This is a genomic window from Actinomadura monticuli (assembly GCF_041463655.1).
Lineage (GTDB): Bacteria > Actinomycetota > Actinomycetes > Streptosporangiales > Streptosporangiaceae > Spirillospora > Spirillospora monticuli.
This window is the reverse complement of sequence record NZ_JAXCEI010000017.1, coordinates 37,717-57,354: the sequence shown is the minus strand read 5'-3', so window position 1 is coordinate 57,354 and position 19,638 is coordinate 37,717. Positions and strand designations below refer to the sequence as shown.

The following is a 19,638-nucleotide window of genomic DNA, read 5'->3' as shown; positions in this document are numbered from 1 at the left end:
GACGTTCGTGGACCCCGCACTAGCGCTCCTTCCGCGTGCCTGCCCGTGAACGTCGGCTGGGGTGTGGGGTGGGGGAGTGTTGGGTTGCAGGTGGGGTTAGCGGGGGCGGCATCTCGGGGGGTGGGGTGGGTAGGTTTCCTGCATGCGGCAGGTGATCAATCGGGCGCAGGGGCGGATCGAGTCCCTGTTCGGGACGGGGAAGGGCCTGCTGCGCGGGGCGCGGGAGCGGTGGCGGTGGTTCGACCACCAGGTGCGCGCGTTCGAGCGGTACCAGGACCGGCGCGGGGACCGGCTCGCCGCCGCCCTCACCTGCTACGCGTTCCTGTCGTTCTTTCCGTTGCTGGCGCTCGCGTACTCGCTGCTCGGCTACCTCGTGGGCGTCAGCGCGCAGGCCCGCGACTACTTCGTCCGGGCGATCAGCTCGCAGCTCCCCGGGCTCGCCGGGCAGCTCCAGGTGGAGCAGATCGCCCAGTCGAAGACGGCCGTCGGAGTGCTCGGCCTGCTCGCGCTGCTGGTCACGGGGCTCGGCTGGGTGCAGGTGCTGCGCGAGTCGCTGCGGAGCATCTGGGGCAACGAGCCGGGCGGCGGCGGGAACTTCTTCCTGAAGAAAGTGTGGGACGCCGGCGTGCTCGCGTTCCTCGGCGTGATCCTCATCTGCGGGATGGGGGTCACGACGGTCACGACGTCCGCCACGAACACCGTGCTGAGCTGGCTTGGTCTGCAGGACGTCGCCGGTGCCGGGACGGTGCTGCGGCTGCTGTCGGTGGCGTGCGCGATCCTGTTCGACACGGTGGTGTTCCTGGTGCTGTTCAGCCGGCTGTCGGGCACCCGGGCGCCGTGGCGGCGGATCATCCGGGGCGCGCTGTTCGGCGCGGTCGGCTTCGAGGTCCTCAAGCAGGTCGCGGCGATCCTGCTGGGCCGCACGACGGCGAACCCCGTCTACGGCACGTTCGCCGTGCTGGTCGGGCTGATGGTGTGGATCAACATCGCGTCCCGGTTCGCGCTGTTCAGCGCCGCGTGGACGGCCACCCGCCGCGTCGTCCTCACGGCCGACGCCGACAATCCGGAGAACTGCGCCGATCAGGCCGAGGTGGAGGCGCTCCGGGAGCGCGCCGAGGAGCCCTCCTCGGCGCATCAGGCGCGCTGACTCACCGGTCGCGCGGGAGGGAGCGGGCCGCCTCCAGGCGGCGCCGGCGCCGCAGCACCACGAACAGCACGGCCATCGCCAGCAGCGCGCCGGCCGCGCCGCCGCCGAAGAGCAGCAGGCGGCGGGACGAGTCGTCCGAGGCGAGCGGGGCGTCGGGCAGCACGCCGCCGGAGTCGCCGTCCTTCTTGGCCTGCTTCACGTCGCCGGGCGGGACGAGCACGCCGACCGGACGCACCTTGCCGCGGGCCGCGAACCCCCAGTCCAGCAGCTTGGCGGCGTACGGGGACGGCGGCCGGTCGGCCCGCATCAGCGAGATCACGATCGTGTGCCCGCCGCGCCGCGCCTCGGCGACGAACGTCTGCTGGGCGGCGATCGTGTAGCCGTTCTTGCCGCCGAGCATGCCCTGGTAGGCCTGCCGCTCGCCCGCCAGCATGTGGTTGTGCGTGTGGATCGGGTAGCCGCCGACCTTGAGGCCCTTCTTGCGCTGCTTCTTGGTGGGCGGCGCGGGGAACTTGAAGTCGATGGCCTGCATGTACGCGCGGTACTGCGGGTTCCTCATGCCCTCGCGCAGGATCAGCGCCAGGTCGTACGCGGAGGTGTGCTGGGTCCGGACGTTCAGGCCGAGGTCGCGGTCCAGGCCGTTCGGGGACCCGGCGAGGGTGTCGTGCGCGTTGATCCGCTTGGCCTCGGCGTTCATGTCGGCGAGCGTCTTCTGCACGCCGCCGTCGGCCTCGGCGAGGGTGAACGCCGCGTCGTTGGCCGACATCATGAGCATCGCGTGGAACAGCTCGGAGACCTTGTACTTCATCTTCGGCGTCAGCCCGACCTTGGTGCCCTCGACGTCGCACGCCTTCTGGGACGGGCGGACGAGCCGGTTCGGGTCGAGCTTCGGGATGAGCGTCAGCGCGGTCAGCGTCTTGATCGTGCTGGCCGGGAGGTAGCGGCCGTGCGGGTCCTTGGCGGCGAGGACCTCGCCGGTGTCGGCGTCCGCGATCATGTACGAGGCCGCCCTGATCCTGGGCGGCGCCGGGACGCCGGGCGCCCTGTTCACGACGATGCCCCGGCCGGCGAGCTGCGGCCCGCCGACGGTCTCGGCGGGGGGCGCCGCCGTGGCCGGCGCCGCCACGAGGACGGGTGCCGCGGCTACCGCGGTCACCGTGACCGGAATGGTGATCACCGTCAGGGCGCGGCGGACGCCGGCCGGCCCTCGTCGCTCGGCTCGCAAGCTCTCGACGCTCCTCTTTCCCGTGGGAGCCCGATCGCTCCCGGCGCGCAGGCGCCCAACGCCCATGACTCCCCCGAAGACTAGGCGACGTATCCGGCGAAGGGGTACCCGGCCATGAAGGCGGCAAGCACGGGACGGAGGCGACGCAGGGTGCAGACGTGATATGACGGTACGTAAGGGACACCAAGGATTGGTTACAGTCCGTCATGGACGGTATTTTGGGACGGGCTGACTAGTTCGATCTAGTGGTGCCACCGGCAAGATCGATGACCGAAAAGTAGGACCTACGGAGGTCCGCCCCCCGCCCGCATGAGTCAATTGATCCGCAAAGGGCATGGACAACCGGCAGGGTGGCGGGCACGAGCGCCATCATGGAGCGAACACGTGACCTGGACCGGCGTTTGTCCAGGCTTAGGGACCCGCTGGCTGAATTGCGCCACGTGCCACGCAACGACCTGCAAGGATTGTGGACGGAGGTTGGCCGTGGCCATTGACTTCAACGCATCGAACGGCGCGACGCTCGGCGTCGAGTGGGAGATCCAGCTCATCGATGCGGAGACCAGGCACCTGCGGCAGGACGCACGCGAGGTGCTCGCCGCGCTGCCCGCGCTCAGCCTGGACGGCGACAACCCGCGCGTCCGGCACGAGCTCATGGAGTCGATGGTCGAGGTCGTGACCGGAATCTGCGACACCGTGGGAGAGGCCAAGGCCGACCTCTCCGGCACGCTCACCGCGCTGCGCGGCGCCGCCGCCGAACGCGGCATCACCCTGGCCTGCACGGGCACCCACCCGATCAGCGACTGGCGCGACGCGGTGACGGCCCCCATGGGCCGCTACGCCCAGCTCGTCGAGGAGATGCAGTGGCTGGCGCGGCGCATCCAGACCTTCGGCGTTCACGTGCACGTCGGCATCTCCGACGGCGCCAAGGCGATCCCGATCGTCAACGCGCTCTCGTCCTACCTTCCGCACTTCCTGGCGCTCACCGCGTCCAGCCCGTTCTGGAGCGCCGGGGACACCGGGCTCGCGTCCTGCAGGGCGATCGTCTTCGGCCAGATGCCGACGGCCGGACCTCCCCACCTGTTGGACGACTGGGCGGCCTTCGAGGATTACATGGACACGCTGATGCGTTCGGGAACCATAAGGAGCATCAAGGACGTCTGGTGGGACATCCGCCCGCATCCCGACTTCGGGACGATCGAGATCAGGATGTTCGACGGCATCCCCACCATGCGTGAGGTGGGCATGGCCGCGGCGCTGTGCCAGAGCCTGGTCACGCTGTTCGAACAGCAGCTCGACCGCGGCTACACGCTTCCGAGGCCGGCCGCCTGGGTGGTGCGCGACAACAAGTGGCGCGCGACGAGGTACGGGCTCGACGCGATCGTCATCACCGACGACAGCGGCAGCACCGCGCCGCTCCGCGACGACCTGTACGAGCTGGTCAGGGAGCTGGAGCCGGTGGCCGACCGGCTCGGCTGCGCCGAGGAGCTGAAGGTCGCCGGCGAGGTGCTGGAGCACGGGGCCCCGTACGAGCGGCAGCGGGCGATCCGCGCCGGGGGCGGGACGCTGGAGCACATCGTCGACGCGGCGATCACCGAGCTCGCGGAGGACCGGTTCGTCACACTGGGGGAGGTCGTCCATGCCGGAACCTGAGAGGCCGCAGCGGCCTGGGGACGGTCCCGGGGGCCGGTCCGGTGGCGCGCACCGGGCCGTGAACCCGAAGACGCCGAAGAGCGAACAGGTCACAGAGGCGAAGAACGTTCCCGAGAACGAGAACACCACCGGGCGGGCGCCGTTCGGCTCCGCCGTCGCGCAGGGGGCGCAGATGACACATCCGGGACCCGGGGTGATGCCCGGGCTTGAACCACTCACCGCCGCGGATCCGGTGGACGGGGCCGCGGCATCCGGCGCGACCGCGTCCCCGGGCGCGGTGCCCGCGGGGAGGACGCCCGGGGCGGGCCACCCGGCCGTCCCCGCCGTCCTCGGCGGCGCCGTCCTGCAGCCGCAGCTCGACGCGTTCCTGGCCGCCCACGAGGACGAGCTGATCGCGTTCCGCCGCGACCTGCACGCGCACCCCGAGCTGGGCTACGCCGAGCACCGGACGACCGCGAAGATCGCCGAGCGGCTGCGCGCCGCGGGCCTCGACCCGATGATCCTGCCGAAGGGCACCGGCCTGTTCTGCGACATCGGCCCCGCCGACGGCACCACGGTCGCGCTGCGCGCCGACATCGACGCCCTCCCGCTGCAGGACGAGAAGGATGGCGTCCCGTACCGGTCGACGGTCCCGGGCGTCGCGCACGCGTGCGGCCACGACGTCCACACCGCGATGGTGCTGGGCGCGGGCCTGTTCCTGGCGCAGCAGGCCGAGGCCGGGCTGCTGCCGGGCCGGGTCCGGCTGCTGTTCCAGCCCGCCGAGGAGACCCCCGGCGGGGCGCTGGACGTGATGGCCGCCGGCGGCATCGCGGGCGTCGACCGCGCGTTCGCGCTGCACTGCGACCCCCGCATCGAGGTCGGCGAGCTCGGCCTGCGCACCGGCCCGATCACCGCGGCCTGCGACAAGGTGTACGTGAAGGTCACCGGCCCCGGCGGGCACACCGCCCGGCCGCACCTGACCGCCGACCTCGTCTACGCGCTGGCCAAGATCGTCACCGAGCTGCCGTCCGCGCTGTCCCGGCGCGTCGACCCGCGCTCCAGCCTGTCGCTGGTGTGGGGGCGCGTCTCGGCCGGGTCCGTCGCCAACGCCATCCCGGACGACGGGATCGCCGAGGGCACCGTCCGCTGCCTGGACGACGAGGCGTGGCACCGCGCCCCGGAGATGATGAAGGCGCTGCTCCAGTCGGTCGCCGCCGCCTACGACGTGGAGGCGTCCCTGGAGTACGTCCGGGGCGTCCCGCCGACCGTGAACGAGGCGGCCAGCGTGCAGATGTTCCGTGACGCCGCCGCCCAGGTCATGGACGAGGAGGGCGTCGTCCCGACCCCGCAGAGCCTCGGCGGCGAGGACTTCGGCTGGTACCTGGAGTCGATCCCCGGCGCGCTGGCCAGGCTCGGCGTCCGCACCCCCGGCTCGCCCGGCGAGTACGACCTGCACCGCGGCGACTTCGACGTCGACGAGCGGTGCATCGCGGTCGGCCTGCGGGTGCTGAGCGCGACCGCGCTGACCGCGCTGTGGGAGGGCGGCCGTCCCGGCGACACCGAGTCCATCGAGGGCGCCGCGCTCGCCTAGCCTCCTTCGCGATCACCCAGCGTGATCTTTCGTTCCCCACCGGTGCCTCCGCGCCGTGGCCTGCCCGCGGACCCGTCCGCGCCGCCGATCCGCCGCTGACCTGTGGCGATATGCGTACGCATTGGTAACGGACGTATTGCGAATCGGTGCAGGCGGGAAGTTTGCCCTCATTCGCGGGGTAGCGTCCGATCGATTTCGGTGACCGGACCGGTCGCCGGACCGTGGGTGGGGAACGGAAGGAGCGCTACCTTGCGCCGTGGATTGAAGACTTCGCTCGTCGCCATGACGGGTGCGGCGCTGCTGCTCAGCGCTTCCGCATGCGGTGGCAAGAAGGCGGACAGCGACGACGGCGCCGGCGAGGGCGGCAAGAAGACCCTCAAGATCGGCCTGGCCTTCGACATCGGCGGCCGCGGTGACCAGTCCTTCAACGACTCGGCCGCAGCGGGCCTGGACAAGGCGAAGAAGGACCTGAACGTCCAGACCGAGGAGATCTCGGCCAAGCCCGACGAGCCCGACTCCGACAAGGAGTCGCGCCTGCGGCTGCTCGCCAACAAGGGCTACAACCCGATCATCGGTGTCGGCTTCGCCTACACCACCTCGATCGTCAAGGTCGCCAAGGACTTCCCGAACACCAAGTTCCTCGTCGTGGACGCCGACCAGTGCAAGGTCGAAGGCGCGAACGTCGGCGGCGCCTGCTTCGCCGAGGAGCAGGGCTCCTTCCTGGTGGGCGCGGCCGCGGCGCTGAAGTCGAAGTCCGGCACGATCGGCTTCATCGGCGGCGTCAACGTGCCGCTGATCCACAAGTTCCAGGCCGGCTACGAGGCGGGCGCCAAGGAGGCCAAGCCGGGCATCAAGATCCTCCCGGCGAAGTACCTGACGCAGCCGCCGAACTTCAACGGCTTCAAGGACACGAGCCTCGGCAACGAGGCCGCCAAGGGCCAGCTCGACCAGGGCGCGGACGTCATCTACCACGCCGCGGGCGGCGCCGGCATCGGCGTCATCAAGACCGTCGGCGCGGCCGGCAAGTGGGCCATCGGCGTCGACTCCGACCAGTACAACCAGCCCGCGGTCGCCGGGGTGAAGCAGTACATCCTCACCTCCATGGTGAAGCACGTGGACGTGTCGGTGTTCGACTTCGTCGAGAGCGTCGCCAAGGGCTCGTTCCAGGCGGGCACCAAGCAGTACAACCTGGAGAACGACGGCGTCGGCTACGCCGCGTCCGGCGGCAACGTCGACGACATCAAGACCAAGCTGGACGAGCTGAAGGCCAAGATCGTCAGCGGCGAGATCAAGGTCCCGACCAAGCCGTGACCCGGTCGGTCCGGGAACGCGGGGACGCCCCCGCACGGTGACGTGGGGCCGGCCCGCCGGCCCGGACGCCGCACCGGGGGACACCCATCCGGGTGGTCCCCGGTGCGGCGGCGCGTCCCCGCTTACACAGCACGTTCGAGGCAGGAGGAGGGGCACTCGTGCCTGACCAGGTGCCGGCCGTGCGGCTGACATCGATCACCAAGCGGTTCCCCGGAGTGGTGGCCAACCGCGACATCAACCTTGTCATCGAGCGCGGCGAGGTGCACGCGCTCTGCGGCGAGAACGGCGCCGGCAAGTCCACCCTGATGAAGATCCTCTACGGGATGCAGAAACCCGACGAGGGCAGCATCGAGGTCGGCGGCGAGCAGGTCTCCTTCCGGACCCCGGCCGACGCGATCGCCCGCGGCATCGGCATGGTCCACCAGCACTTCAAGCTGGCCGACAACCTGACCGTGCTGGAGAACGTGGTCCTCGGCGCCGAGCCCCGCGCCAAGGGCCGCCGCCGCGGCCGCATCGACTTCGCCGCCGCCCGCGCCAAGATCAAGGAGATGTCGGGGGCGTACGGGCTGCACGTGGACCCGGACACGCTGGTGGAGAACCTCGGCGTCGGCGAGCGGCAGCGCGTGGAGATCCTCAAGGTGCTCTACCGGGGCGCCCGCGTGCTGATCCTGGACGAGCCGACCGCCGTGCTCGTCCCGCACGAGGTCGACGAACTGTTCGGCAACCTGCGGGAGCTGCGCGCCGAGGGCCTCACCGTCCTGTTCATCTCGCACAAGCTGGACGAGGTGCTGACCGTCGCCGACACCATCTCGGTGATCCGGCGCGGCACCACCGTCGCGACCCGGCTCGATCCGCGGGAGGTCACGTCCCGGCGGCTGGCGGAGCTGATGGTCGGGTCCGAGCTGCCGACGCCGGAGCTGCGCGAGTCGACCGTCACCGAGGACGTCCAGCTGGAGATCAGCGGGCTGACGGTGCTCACCGGCGACGGCCGTCCCATGGTGGACGACGTGTCGCTGCGCATCCGCCGCGGCGAGATCGTCGGTCTGGCCGGGGTCGAGGGCAACGGGCAGAGCGAGCTCGTCGAGGCGATCATGGGCATCCGCAAGGCCGACGCCGGGACGATCGTCTACGGCGGCGACGACATCACCTCGTGGGCGACCCGGCGGCGCCGCGAGGCCGGCATCGCCTACATCCCCGAGGACCGGCAACGGCACGGCCTCGTCCTGGAGGGGACGCTCTGGGAGAACCGGATGCTGGGCCACCAGACCCAGAAGCCGAACGTCCGCGGCCCGTGGACCGACCGGCGCGGCGCCCGCCGCGACACGACCCGGATCGTCCGCGAGTACGACGTCCGGACGCCGGGCATCGAGGTGCCGGCCGCCGCGCTGTCGGGCGGCAACCAGCAGAAGCTCATCGTCGGGCGGGAGATGTCCGGCGACCCGAGCCTGCTGATCGCCGCGCACCCGACCCGCGGCATCGACGTCGGCGCCCAGGCCGCCATCTGGGAGCACCTGCGGCAGGCCCGCGCGGACGGGCTGGCCGTGCTGTTGATCAGCGCCGATCTTGAGGAACTCATCGGAATGTCCGACACCCTGCACGTGATCCTGCGGGGGCGGCTGGTCGCGGAGGTCGATCCGCGGACCGTCACCCCCGAGGAGCTCGGCTCCGCCATGACCGGTGCGGACGGCACCTCATGACCGATCCGAAGGACCCTGAGCAGCCGGAGCAGCCGAAGGAGCCGGAGCTGCCCGCGGAGCCGGAGGGCGCCGCGAAGGCCCCCGCCGGCCCCGGCGCACCCGGCGGCGAGGCGCCCGGCCCGGTGCCGCCGGAGACGGTGCCGCCGGAGACGGTGCCGGCGTGGAAGGCGATCCTGCGCGGGATGGGCCCGACCGGGCTCGGGCTGAAGATCGGCGCGCCGGTGCTGGCGCTGCTGATCTCGCTCGGCATCACGATGATCCTGCTGCGGATCACCGGCGCCGACCCGTTCAGCTCCATCCAGAGCATGGTCGACTACGGCACCACCGATCAGTCGCTCGTCGACATCGTCAACCGCGCGACCCGGTACTACCTGTCGGCGGTCGCGGTGGCGATCGGGTTCCGGATGGCGCTGCTGAACATCGGCGTGGACGGCCAGTACCGCCTCGCGGCGTTCCTGGCCGCGGTGCTGGGCGGCGCGGTCACGCTGCCCGCGCCGTTCGGCCAGCTCCTCGTCATCGTCGCGGCGATGGTCGTCGGCGGGCTGTGGGCCGCGATCGCGGGCGTGCTGAAGGTGACCCGCGGGGTCAGCGAGGTGCTGTCCACGATCATGCTGAACGCGATCGCGACCGGCCTGGTCGCGTACCTGCTGAACGACAAGCGGCTCGCCGAGTTCCGGCCGGGCAGCAACAACGTCGCCACCGCGAAGATCCCGGACGATGGACGGGTCGGCTCGCTCAACGGATTCCTGTCCACGATCGGGATCAATCCGCCCAACGACGTGTACGGGCTGCTGCCGCTCGCGATCCTCGTCGGGGTCGTGTTCTGGGTCGTGATCAACTACACGCGGTTCGGCTTCGACCTGAAGGTGTCGGGGCTGTCGCCGTCCGCCGCGCAGGCCAGCGGCGTCAACGCCCGCCGCATGATCGTCTACACCATGATCGCGTCCGGGGTGGTGGCCGGCCTGATCGGCATGCCGGAGCTGCTCGGCGCCTCGTACGAGTACTCGCTGAACTTCCCGCCGGGACTCGGCTTCACCGGCATCACGGTCGCGCTGCTCGGCCGCAACCATCCGGCCGGCATCGCGCTCGCCGCGCTGCTCTTCGCGTTCCTCGACCAGACCTCCGACATCCTCCAGGAGGTCGAGGTGCCGAAGGAGATCGTCGGAGTCATGCAGGGCGTGGTCGTCCTGACCGTCGTCATCGTGTACGAGCTCGTCCGGCGCTGGGAGATCCGCCTCCAGCAGCGGGCCGTCGCCGCCGAGCTGGCCACCGGCAACGACCTGGCCCGCGAGGCCGCTGGGAGCGCCTCATGAGCGCCGTGACCGAGACGGTCTCCGTCAAGAAGGCCGGGGCCGGCAAGCTCCGGCTGCGCTGGCCGCACTACCTGCTGATCGCCTCCGGGCTGCTGGTGCTGCTGTCGCTGGTCCGGGTGATCGACGACGCCGACCCGGTGACGTCCAGCGGGACGGTCAGCGCCGCGCTGCGCCTCGCCGTGCCGATCTTCCTGGCGGGCCTCGGCGGGCTCTGGTCCGAGCGGTCCGGTGTGATCAACATCGGCCTTGAGGGCATGATGATCCTCGGCACCTGGACGGGCGCCTGGGCCGGCTACCAGTGGGGCCCGTGGATCGGCGTCCTCGCCGGGATCATCGGCGGCGCGCTCGGCGGGCTGCTGCACGCCATCGCGACCGTGTCGTTCGGCGTCGACCACATCGTGTCCGGTGTCGCGATCAACATCCTGGGGCTGGGCCTGACGCAGTTCCTCGCCGGGCTGATCTTCGACACCGGGGAGGCGAAGGCGCTGGGCGGCGGTCCCCGGCAGTCGCCGCCGGTCGATCCGATCGCCACGTTGACGCTGCCGGTGCTGTCCGGCGGCACGATAGGCGGCTGGGAGAGCCCCGACTGGCTCGGCTCGCTGGAGGGCCGCCACTGGTTCCTGCTGTCGGACATCGCGGGCATCCTCCGCGGGCTGACGAGCGACATGTCGCTGCTGACGCTGGTGGCGCTGCTGCTCGTCCCGCTGAGCTTCCTGATCCTGTGGCGGACGCCGTTCGGGCTCCGGATCCGCTCCTGCGGCGAGGACCCGTACGCCGCCGAGTCGCTCGGCGTGCAGGTGTACCGGATGAAGTACGCCGCGGTGATCATCTCGGGCGCCTTCTCCGGCCTCGCCGGCGCGTTCCTGGTGACGGTCGCCGCGCCGCTCTACCAGGACGGCCAGACCAACGGCCGCGGCTTCATCGGTCTCGCCGCCATGATCTTCGGCAACTGGCGTCCGGGCGGGCTCGCCGCGGGCTCGCTGCTGTTCGGCTACACCGACGCGATGAACGTGCGCGGCGGCGGGCAGGCCGTCCACGCGCTGCTGCTGTTCGTCGCGATCCTGCTGATCGGCGTCGCGGTGTGGCAGGGGATCCGCGCGAACCGGCTGCGCTCCCAGGTGGTCACCGACCTCGGCCGCCGCGAGGTGCGCAACGCCTACCTCGGCGCCGTGCTGTCGCTCGTCTCGGCCGCCGGGCTGCTCGTCTGGTTCCAGCTGAGCGAGATCGTCCCCGGCGAGCTGGTCTCCTTCACACCGCACCTGACGACGCTGCTCGTCCTGGCCCTGGCCAGCCAGCGGCTCCGCATGCCCGCCGCCAACGGGCTCCGGTACCGCCGCGGTGAGGCACGATAACTACATGGAGATCGACTGGCCCGTCCTGCGCGACGCCGCGCGGGAGGCGATGACGCGCGCGTACTGCCCGTACTCCGGCTTCCCGGTCGGCGCCGCCGCGCTGGTGGACGACGGCCGGATCATCGCCGGATGCAACGTCGAGAACGCCTCGTACGGGCTCGGGCTCTGCGCGGAGTGCTCGCTCGTGTCGGCGCTGCACGGTCCCGGCAGGTCGTCGCGGCCGCGCCTGGTCGCCGTGTCGGTCGTCGACAAGCACGGCGACCCGGTGATGCCGTGCGGTCGCTGCCGCCAGCTCCTCTGGGAGCACGGCGGCGCGCCGATGCTGCTGGAGACCGTCCGCGGCATCCTCCCCATGTCCGACGTCCTGCCGGACGCCTTCGGCCCCGACGATCTGATCGAGAGAGCGTGATCCGTGGACGCCATTGACGTCATCCGTGCCAAGCGCGACGGCGGCGTGCTGAGCCATGAGCAGATCGACTGGGCGGTCGACGCCTACACGCGCGGTGCGATCGCCGAGGAGCAGATGTCGGCGCTGGCGATGGCGATCCTGCTGAACGGGATGACGCGTCCGGAGGTGGCGCGCTGGACGGAGGCGATGATCCGCTCCGGCGAGCGGATGGACTGGTCGTCCCTGGACCGTCCGACCACCGACAAGCACTCCACGGGCGGCGTCGGCGACAAGATCACCCTGCCGCTGGCGCCGCTGGTGGCGGCGTGCGGCGCGGCCGTCCCGCAGCTGTCGGGACGCGGCCTCGGCCACACCGGCGGGACGCTCGACAAGCTGGAGTCGATCCCCGGCTGGAAGGCGTCGCTGTCGAACGCCGAGATGCTGGACGTCCTGCGTTCGGCGGGCGCGGTGATCTGCGCGGCGGGCAGCGGCCTGGCGCCCGCCGACCGCAAGCTCTACGCGCTGCGCGACGTGACCGGGACGGTGGAGTCGATCCCGCTGATCGCGTCCTCCATCATGTCGAAGAAGATCGCCGAGGGGACGGGGGCGCTCGTCCTGGACGTCAAGGTCGGCTCGGGCGCGTTCATGAAGACCGCGGAGAACGCCCGCGAGCTGGCCGAGACGATGGTCGCGATCGGCGCCGACCACGGGCTGCGCACGGTCGCGCTGCTGACCGCCATGGACCGTCCGCTGGGCAACGCGGTCGGCAACGCCGTCGAGGTCGCCGAGTCGGTCGAGGTGCTGGCGGGCGGCGGCCCGTCCGACGTGGTCGAGTTGACGCTGACGCTGGCCCGCGAGATGCTCGCCGCCGCCGGGCTGTCGGGGAAGGACCCGGCCGACGCGCTCAAGGACGGCTCCGCGATGGACGTCTGGCGCCGCATGATCACCGCCCAGGGCGGCGACCCGGACGCGGCCCTGCCGTCCGCGCGCGAGACGCACGTGGTCACGGCCCCGTCCTCGGGCGTGCTGACGCGGCTGGACGCCTACGGGGTCGGCGTCGCGGCCTGGCGCCTCGGAGCGGGCCGCGCCCGCAAGGAGGACCCGGTGTCGTTCGGCGCGGGCGTGACCTGCCACGCCAAGCCGGGGGACACCGTCCGCGAGGGCGAGCCCCTGCTGACGCTGCACGCCGACGACGAGGCCCGCTTCGCCCGCGCCCTGGAGTCGCTGGACGGCGCCTACGCGATCGAGGAGGGCGGGACCCCGTCCCTCCACCCCTTGATCATCGACCGGATCGCCTGACGGATCTGTCGCTACTCCAAGCCGTTCCTGGGAGACCTGCAAGGAATTCCAAGAATTGACTTGCCGTCCCTCCGGGCTGAATGCTCAAAAGGGGCAGGCGAGGAGGTGCCGAGGGATGGCGACCGATGCGGAAGCGGCCGAGTTTCTCCTCGACCGGGGTGCGGACCGGGTGGAGCATCCGGGCGGCACTCTGCTCTCCCATTCGCGGCGCGTCCACGCGATGCTCGGCGCGTGGGGCGCGCGGCCCGACCTGCGTTTCGCGGGCCTGTGCCACGCCTTCTACGGCACCGACGGTTTCGGCACGGCCCTCGGCGATCCCGGGCGGCGCGGCGAGCTGGCCGAGGTCGTCGGGACGGAGGCCGAACGGCTGGTCTACATGTACGCGAGCTGCGATCGTCGACGGTCATATCCGCATCTGGCCTCCCCGGACGGACCTTTCACCGACCGCTTCACCGGGACGGTGCTGTGCCCGCCGCGGGCGGATCGCCGGGATTTCGCCGAACTCACCGTCGCCAACGAACTCGACGTGCTGACGGCGTCCGCCGAACTCCGCGCCGCGCACGGCGACGCCCTGGGCGAACTGTTCACCACATGGCGGCCGCTGCTCAGCACGTCCGCGGGCCGCGCCGTCCAGGACTTCCGCGCGTAGCCGGGCCGTCCGCGCCTTCCTGCGCGCCAGCGCTCCGCGCCCCGGAGGCTAGATCGGGTAGCGGGTCGCCTCGTCGATCTCCGAGCGGAGCGGTTCCGCGATCACCTGCGGCTTGGGGGGTACCTCCTGGCTCGCCACCGTGTCCGCCACCGAGATGTGCGGCGGGAGGGTGCGCCACCGGTCAGCCGAGTTCTCGTCCTGCCCATCGTCAGTCATACGTCCATCATGCGGTCTCGCGGGGCATTTGGGCAGTCCCGGCTTTTCAAGCGGATGCCTTCATCCGGGCCGCCGGGTGTTGAGACGGGCGGCCTGCCGGGTGAGGTGGTCGCGTTCGGCGAGGTTGGTGGCCTTGCGGGCGGCCTCGGCGTACAGGCGCGCGGCGGTCGCCAGATCGCCGTCCCGTTCGTGGAGGTAGGCCGCCGCCGCGGTGTAGCGGGGCAGCGAGTCGTCCACGGCGGCGAGGGCCTTCAGGCCGGCGCGCGGTCCGTCGGCCTCGCCCACCGCCACCGCGCGGTTGAGCCGGACGACCGGGCTGCCGGTCAGCCGCGCCAGCTCGTCGTACCACTCGACGATCTGCACCCAGTCGGTCTCCCCGGCGGTGGGGGCGTCGGCGTGCAGGGCGGCGATGGCGGCCTGGGCCTGGAACTCGCCGAGCCGGTCGCGGGCCAGGGCGGCCTGCAGGACGGCGACGCCCTCGGCGATCAACGAGGTGTCCCAGCGCGAGCGGTCCTGGTCGGCGAGGGGGATCAGGGCGCCCTCGGGGGTGGTGCGCGCGGCGCGGCGGGCGTGGTGCAGCAGCATCAGCGCCAGCAGCCCCGCCACCTCGGGATGGTCGATCGCGGCGGCCAGCACGCGGGTGAGGCGGATCGCCTCGGCGGCCAGGTCGACGTCGCCGCCGTATCCCTCGTTGAAGACCAGGTAGAGGGTGCGCAGCACGGTGGCCACGTCGCCGGGCCGGTCCAGGCGGGCGCCCGAGACGGTGCGCTTGGCGCGGCTGATGCGCTGCGCCATGGTCGCCTCGGGCACCAGGTAGGCGCGGGCGATCTGGCGGGTGGTCAGCCCGCCCACCGCGCGCAGCGTCAGCGCCACCGCCGACGACGGCGTCAGCGACGGGTGCGCGCACAGGAAGTACAGCTGGAGCGTGTCGTCCGCCGCGGACGCGGGTTCGGGCGGCGGCTCCCGGTCGGCGAGGTCCTCGCGGCGGCGGCGGGCGGCGTCGGCCCGGGTGGCGTCCAGGAACCGGCGCCAGGCCCGGGTGATCAGCCAGCCCTTGGGGTCGCGCGGCGGGTCGCCGGGCCAGACGCGGATCGCCTCCAGCAGGGCGTCCTGGACGGCGTCCTCGGCCGCCGCGAAGTCGGCTCCGCGGCGGACGAGGACGGCCAGCACGTTCGGCGTGAGGCTCCGCAGCAGGGCCTCGTCCATCGGTGCGGTCATTCGGTGATGGTGGGCGGCTCGGTCAGGAACGGCCGCAGCTCCAGCCATTCGTGGATCGGCCTGCCGCCCGCGCCCGGGGCGGCCGACAGCTCCCCGGCCAGCTCGACGGCGCGCTCGTAGGTGTCGACGTCGATCACCATCCAGCCGGCGATCAGGTCCTTGGTCTCGGCGAACGGGCCGTCGGTGACCGGCGGGCGGCCCTCGCCGTCGTAGCGGACGAACGTCCCCTCCGGCGCGAGCGCCTGCCCGTCCACGAACTCCCCGCTCTCCTGGAGCCGCGCCGCGAAGTCGTGCATGTACTGCACGTGCGCGGTGAGCTCCTCGGGCGTCCACTGTTCCATCGGCACGTCGTTGACGGCCGCCGGAGCGCCCCGGTAGTGCTTGAGCAGCAGGTACTTGGCCATCGTTCGCTCCTCGGTGCTGATGCGGCCCCTCGTCGGGCCGCGCTCACCCCGGGGACGAAGCTACCGACCGCATCTCGACATCCGCCGCCGAACTTTTTCCAGCGGTTCACGGATCGGGCCTACCCGGCTTCCGAACCCGGCATGTCTTCTCCCCGTTCGGTCGTGCGGTGTCCGGTCGTGCGGTGTCAGGCGGGCGCGCCGGCCATCTCCCACGGCGCCTGCGGCAGGACCTCGCCGGTCTCCAGCAGCGACTTGAGGTTCGCCAGGACGGCCGGCCAGCCGCGCGAGATGCCGTTGCGCATGTCCTGGTCGGGGAGGTTCTCGTGCGTCACGGTGAGACGGACGATGTCCTCGTGCGGCTCGACGAGGAAGGTGACGACGGACGGCTCCCTCGGCGTGCCGGGGCTGTCCTCGAAGGTGACGACCAGGCGCGTCGGGGGCTCGGCCTCGACCACCTGGCCGACGACGTCGACGGCGCCCGAGCCGTCGACGCGCCGGTGCTCCCAGGACGAGCCGGGCCGCCAGTCCGAGACGTTGGCGTGCCCCCAGTAGCGCGCGGTGAGGTCGGGACGATGGGCGGACGCGCCCGGAACGCCGGCGGAGGCGTCCGGGGAACTCGGACAGAAAGGCCGAACCGATGGCCAACGATCTTGCCGACTTCGCCGAGCTGGTGCGCCTCGACCACGGGTTGTGCGTGGTCAGCACGGTGCGCGGCGATGGGAGCGTCCAGTCGTCGGTGGTCAACGCGGGGGTTCTCGAGCATCCGTTCCGGGACGGTCGGGTCGTCGGGCTCGTCGCCAGGGGCGGGGCGCGGAAGCTGCACAATCTGCGGGCCGACCCGCGGGTCACGATCGTCGCGCGGGCGGGCTGGCGGTGGGCGGCCGTCGAGGGCGACGCCGAGATCATCGGACCCGACGACCCGCACCCGGAGGCCGACGGTGAAGCGCTGCGGGTGCTGCTGCGGGACGTCTTCCGCGCCGCCGGCGGCACCCACGACGACTGGGACGCCTACGACCGGGTGATGGCCGACGAGCGCCGCGCCGGGTCGTTGATCTGCGGCGTGTTGTTGTTTTCGAGCGCTCGATAACAACAACACGCCGCAGATCAACGAGGAGGTGGCGGCGGGCGGCCTGTTCGGCCGTTTCGGGGGAGTGCGCGCAGATCGCGTCGATGATGTCCAGGTGCTCGGCCAGGGAGACGTTCGGGCGGCCGGGGACCAGTGCCAGCTGGAACTGGAACCGCGGACGTTCTGCGCGCGCAGCCGCTGGAGCACCCCGGCGGCGGTCTTCTGGCCGCTGATCTCGACGATCCGGCCGTGCAGCGACTTGTTCAGCGCGGAGTACTCCAGCACGTGGCCCGCCGCGACCGCCGCGCGCCGCGGACGGTGGCCGGGCCACCGTCCGCGGCGCGTTCTCGTGCGCGCGGCATTCGCGGATCACCGGACACTTATCGACGATCGGCACTCTGTGTCAGGCATCATGTGATGGGGTCCGCTCTATCGTCGCAGGTAGAGGGTTGTAACTGATCGGGAGCGCGGCACGCGGCCCGGCGATGTTTTTCACTTGACGCGAAAATACTTCTGTGCCGCCATTGGCCGCGGCGGATGGAGTCGCCATCCGGTGCGTCATCTCAAGGCATGGCCGAAGACCGGTGTTTCGGTCGGCACTTTCTGGCTGAGCTGCATATTCTTCAACGTGGCATAACAGCCCGATCTCCGGCGCACGCGGGAGTTTCCGCAGGTACGGGAGCGTCTTCCGGGGACCTCTCCGGTCCCGGGGGCAGCAGGGCGGACATTATGCTCATCACTCCCGAACTGCCCATTTCACCCACCGAACGCCGCGGCACCATCAGCAACAGACCGGCGTGTCCTGGCTGATTACGGTCAGCCAGAGATGCCTTGCGTCTCGTGTTCGCACGTTTCAGTATGTCGTGAGAGTCTCACGCGAGCGATGGGAGAGGAGGTCCGCGAGGTCGGCTTCACGGTCGATCGGGCATCAGCGTTCTTTTCACCAGACGACTTCCCCCTGCACTGCCAGCCGACCCGTAAGAGCGGACACCATGACGAATGCTCTCCAGTCTCTACCGACGGACGAATTCATCGCCGGTATCGAGGCCATCGCCCCCCGATTCGACACCGCGACCTACCCGCAGCAGAACCTCCCCGCGGACGACTGGACGCTGCTGACCCGGGCCGGCGTCCTCCTCCCGACGCTGCCGGCGGAGTTCGGCGGGCGGGACAGCCACGTCGAGATGTGCCGTGTCGTGGAGGCCGTCTCCGAGTGGAACCTGCCGCTGGGCATGTACGTCACCGTCATCACGGGCGTGGCCTTACGCCCCATCGCGCTCTGGGCCGGAGAGGCGGCCAAGCGGGAGGTGCTGCCGCAGTACGCGGGCGGCGACCCCATGATCGCCGGTTTCGCCTCCACCGAACCCGGCTGCGGCTCGGCCATGTCCGGCATGACCACCACGTTCCAGGAGGTCGAGGACGGGTACCGGATCCGCGGCCGCAAGCACTGGCAGGCGTTCAGCTCCAGCGCGCACTGGTGGCTGGTCAGCGCGAAGAACGACGAGCACGGCCGCGAGTACGGCTACTTCATCGTCAAGCGCAGCGAGGGCTTCCGCACCCTGCGGCCCTACGAGCCGCTGGGCCTGAAGGTGATCGACTACGGGCTGAACGAGATCGACGTGGTCGTCCCCCGGCACCGGCGGATCCGGGCGGAGGGACGGAACCTGCGCCCCATGGTCGAGATGCTCATGGCGTCGCGGGCGATGATGGCGGCGATGGGCTGCGGCTTCCTGCGCCGCATCAGCCGCGAGGCGCACGCCTACGCCGACGCGCGCACGATCGGGCCCGGCCCGCAGTCGGCGATCCGGTTCGTCCGCTACCGGCTGGCGGCGATCGACACGTCCTACACGATCTGCGCGGCGCTCAACGACTACCTGCGGACGCGGCTGGACATGAAGGCCGACATGATCGGCGCGTTCCCCGCCGTCCAGGCCATCAAGACGGTCGCCACCGAGCGGATGCTCAGCGCGGCGCACCACTACCAGCAGCTCGCCGGCGGCGAGGGGTACCGCTGCGGGTCGCCGACCAACATCTCCGCCCAGGCGTTCCTGGACGCGCGGGTCTACACGATCTTCGACGGCACCAACGACCTGCTCAGCCAGCAGCTCACCGAGTACTGCCTCGCCCGGACCGACGGCCTGCCGCTCAGCAAGTTCCTGGCCGAGTGGCCGCTCACCGCGTCCGCGATCACCTCGCAGGGCCTGGACCTCGGCTTCCTCGACCGGGACCTCCGGCAGGAGCATCTCGTCCTGGCGGGCCGCGCCATCGCCTACGCGTTCGCGATCGGCCAGGTCATGCGGTGGGCGGCCCAGGCCGGCGGCGACGCCGGGCGGGCGCGCGCGGCGATCGAGTTCCTCAAGGCCGACATCGCCGGCGTCGCCACCGAGTTCGGCCTGCTCTCCTCGGGCGTGCTCGGCATCGAGGACGGCGCCGTCCCGCCCCCGGCGGACCTGCGGTTCTCGCGGTCCGTGCCCGTGCCGGCGGCCGAGGTGTGACCACCGCCCGACCGGGCGCGGCCCCGGGCGTGACGGGCGTCAGCCCAGCATGTCCTCGCGGCGGCGGATCAGCCGGACCAGGTCGGCCGCCCGCTCCTTGATGAGGTGCAGACCGGGGTGCCCCCACGGGCGCGGCTCGCGGTCGATCACGCAGATCGTGCCGAGGGCCGTGCCGGTGCGGTCGATGAGCGGCGCCCCGACATAGGTGCGGATGCCCAGCTTGTCGACGACCGGGTTGCCCGCGAAGCGCGGATAGTCGCACACGTCGTCCAGGACGAGCGCCTTGCGCCGGACGACGACGTGCGGGCAGTAGCCGTGGTCGAGCGGCACCTCCCGGCCGAGCTGGACGGCGCCGCCCGCGTCGGCGCCGGGGTCCTCGGGGGCGTACAGGCCGGCGAGGAACTGGTGGTCGGTGACGAAGTTGACCATCGCGAACGGGGGGACGCCCGTGCCGATGAGCCGCCGGGCGGTCTCGGCGAGGTCGCGGGCGAACGCGTCGAACTCCGGGTCCGCGCCCTGCCCCAGGCCGAGTTCCCGGAGCCGCGCGACGCGCTGGGGGACGTCGTTGTCGACGGGGGTCAGCAGGTGGCCGGCGGGTTCGTACAGCGGCTCGTGGTACACGAGGATCTCCAGACGCG

The 19,638-nt window shown here is 71.6% G+C and carries 17 protein-coding genes and 2 pseudogenes; 12 read left to right on the top strand and 7 right to left on the bottom strand.

Translation table 11 applies throughout. The features are described 5' to 3' along the window. The first annotated feature begins 142 nt into the window (after positions 1–142). The gene (locus SM611_RS30350; protein WP_371953735.1) at positions 143–1,147 is read left to right on the top strand and encodes a YihY/virulence factor BrkB family protein; all 1,005 of its coding nucleotides are present in this window, start codon (positions 143–145) and stop codon (positions 1,145–1,147) included. A 1-nt stretch (position 1,148) separates the two neighbouring features. On the opposite strand, the gene SM611_RS30345 is transcribed toward SM611_RS30350, so the two are convergent. After that, the gene (locus SM611_RS30345) at positions 1,149–2,372 is read right to left on the bottom strand and encodes a D-alanyl-D-alanine carboxypeptidase family protein (protein ID WP_371953734.1); all 1,224 of its coding nucleotides are present in this window, start codon (positions 2,370–2,372) and stop codon (positions 1,149–1,151) included. Between the two features lie 483 nt (positions 2,373–2,855). Between SM611_RS30345 and SM611_RS30340 the strand changes: the two genes are divergently transcribed. The 9 genes from SM611_RS30340 (at position 2,856) to SM611_RS30300 (ending at position 13,601) form a co-directional block, all read left to right on the top strand. Further along, entirely contained in the window at positions 2,856–4,022 is a 1,167-nt protein-coding gene (locus SM611_RS30340; RefSeq protein ID WP_371953733.1) for a glutamate--cysteine ligase, read from the top strand. A gap of 172 nt (positions 4,023–4,194) precedes the next feature. Then, complete coding sequence (locus SM611_RS30335; protein WP_371953805.1) at positions 4,195–5,592, top strand: amidohydrolase; 1,398 nt, start codon at positions 4,195–4,197, stop codon at positions 5,590–5,592. 249 nt (positions 5,593–5,841) lie between these two features. Next, a complete protein-coding gene (locus SM611_RS30330; protein ID WP_371953732.1) occupies positions 5,842–6,903 on the top strand; it encodes a BMP family lipoprotein in 1,062 nt (353 codons plus the stop codon). A 158-nt stretch (positions 6,904–7,061) separates the two neighbouring features. Beyond that, positions 7,062–8,600 (top strand): ABC transporter ATP-binding protein, encoded by a 1,539-nt coding sequence (locus SM611_RS30325; protein WP_371953731.1) that lies wholly within the window; start codon positions 7,062–7,064, stop codon positions 8,598–8,600. Beyond that, positions 8,597–9,913, top strand: coding sequence for an ABC transporter permease (locus SM611_RS30320; protein ID WP_371953730.1), 1,317 nt, complete (start codon positions 8,597–8,599; stop codon positions 9,911–9,913). The genes SM611_RS30325 and SM611_RS30320 overlap by 4 nt, the downstream gene beginning before the upstream one ends. Next, positions 9,910–11,265 (top strand): ABC transporter permease, encoded by a 1,356-nt coding sequence (locus tag SM611_RS30315; protein ID WP_371953729.1) that lies wholly within the window; start codon positions 9,910–9,912, stop codon positions 11,263–11,265. Before SM611_RS30320 ends, SM611_RS30315 begins: the two co-directional genes overlap by 4 nt. Positions 11,266–11,269: 4 nt before the next feature. Beyond that, positions 11,270–11,674 (top strand): cytidine deaminase, encoded by a 405-nt coding sequence (locus SM611_RS30310; RefSeq protein WP_371953728.1) that lies wholly within the window; start codon positions 11,270–11,272, stop codon positions 11,672–11,674. A gap of 3 nt (positions 11,675–11,677) precedes the next feature. Next, entirely contained in the window at positions 11,678–12,952 is a 1,275-nt protein-coding gene (locus tag SM611_RS30305; protein WP_371953727.1) for a thymidine phosphorylase, read from the top strand. A gap of 115 nt (positions 12,953–13,067) precedes the next feature. Next, positions 13,068–13,601 carry a DUF6817 domain-containing protein gene (locus SM611_RS30300; protein WP_371953726.1) on the top strand — a complete coding sequence of 178 codons (534 nt, stop codon included), beginning with the start codon at positions 13,068–13,070 and terminating at the stop codon, positions 13,599–13,601. Between the two features lie 48 nt (positions 13,602–13,649). On the opposite strand, the gene SM611_RS30295 is transcribed toward SM611_RS30300, so the two are convergent. The 4 genes and pseudogenes from SM611_RS30295 to SM611_RS30280 all read right to left on the bottom strand — a co-directional run. Beyond that, positions 13,650–13,817, bottom strand: a complete 168-nt coding sequence (locus SM611_RS30295; RefSeq protein WP_371953725.1) for a hypothetical protein — start codon at positions 13,815–13,817, stop codon at positions 13,650–13,652. 60 nt (positions 13,818–13,877) lie between these two features. After that, on the bottom strand, positions 13,878–15,023 hold the full coding sequence (locus SM611_RS30290; protein WP_371953804.1) for an RNA polymerase sigma factor: 1,146 nt from the start codon (positions 15,021–15,023) through the stop codon (positions 13,878–13,880). A gap of 8 nt (positions 15,024–15,031) precedes the next feature. Further along, positions 15,032–15,439, bottom strand: a complete 408-nt coding sequence (locus SM611_RS30285) for a YciI family protein (protein WP_371953724.1) — start codon at positions 15,437–15,439, stop codon at positions 15,032–15,034. Between the two features lie 185 nt (positions 15,440–15,624). Then, a pseudogene (locus SM611_RS30280) lies at positions 15,625–15,996 on the bottom strand (SRPBCC domain-containing protein); the annotation flags it as partial. 80 nt (positions 15,997–16,076) lie between these two features. On the opposite strand from SM611_RS30280, the gene SM611_RS30275 reads away from it, so the two are divergent. Further along, positions 16,077–16,526 carry a TIGR03618 family F420-dependent PPOX class oxidoreductase gene (locus SM611_RS30275; protein WP_371953723.1) on the top strand — a complete coding sequence of 150 codons (450 nt, stop codon included), beginning with the start codon at positions 16,077–16,079 and terminating at the stop codon, positions 16,524–16,526. Positions 16,527–16,611: 85 nt separating this feature from the next. On the opposite strand, the pseudogene SM611_RS30270 reads toward SM611_RS30275, so the two are convergent. Beyond that, positions 16,612–16,836, bottom strand: a pseudogene (locus tag SM611_RS30270) (hypothetical protein); the annotation flags it as partial. A 661-nt stretch (positions 16,837–17,497) separates the two neighbouring features. Here SM611_RS30270 and SM611_RS30265 point away from each other — a divergent pair. Then, a complete protein-coding gene (locus SM611_RS30265) occupies positions 17,498–19,000 on the top strand; it encodes an acyl-CoA dehydrogenase family protein (RefSeq protein WP_371953722.1) in 1,503 nt (500 codons plus the stop codon). A gap of 39 nt (positions 19,001–19,039) precedes the next feature. Here SM611_RS30265 and SM611_RS30260 read toward each other — a convergent pair whose 3' ends face one another. Beyond that, a complete protein-coding gene (locus SM611_RS30260; protein WP_371953721.1) occupies positions 19,040–19,621 on the bottom strand; it encodes a GAF domain-containing protein in 582 nt (193 codons plus the stop codon). Positions 19,622–19,638 lie beyond the last annotated feature (17 nt).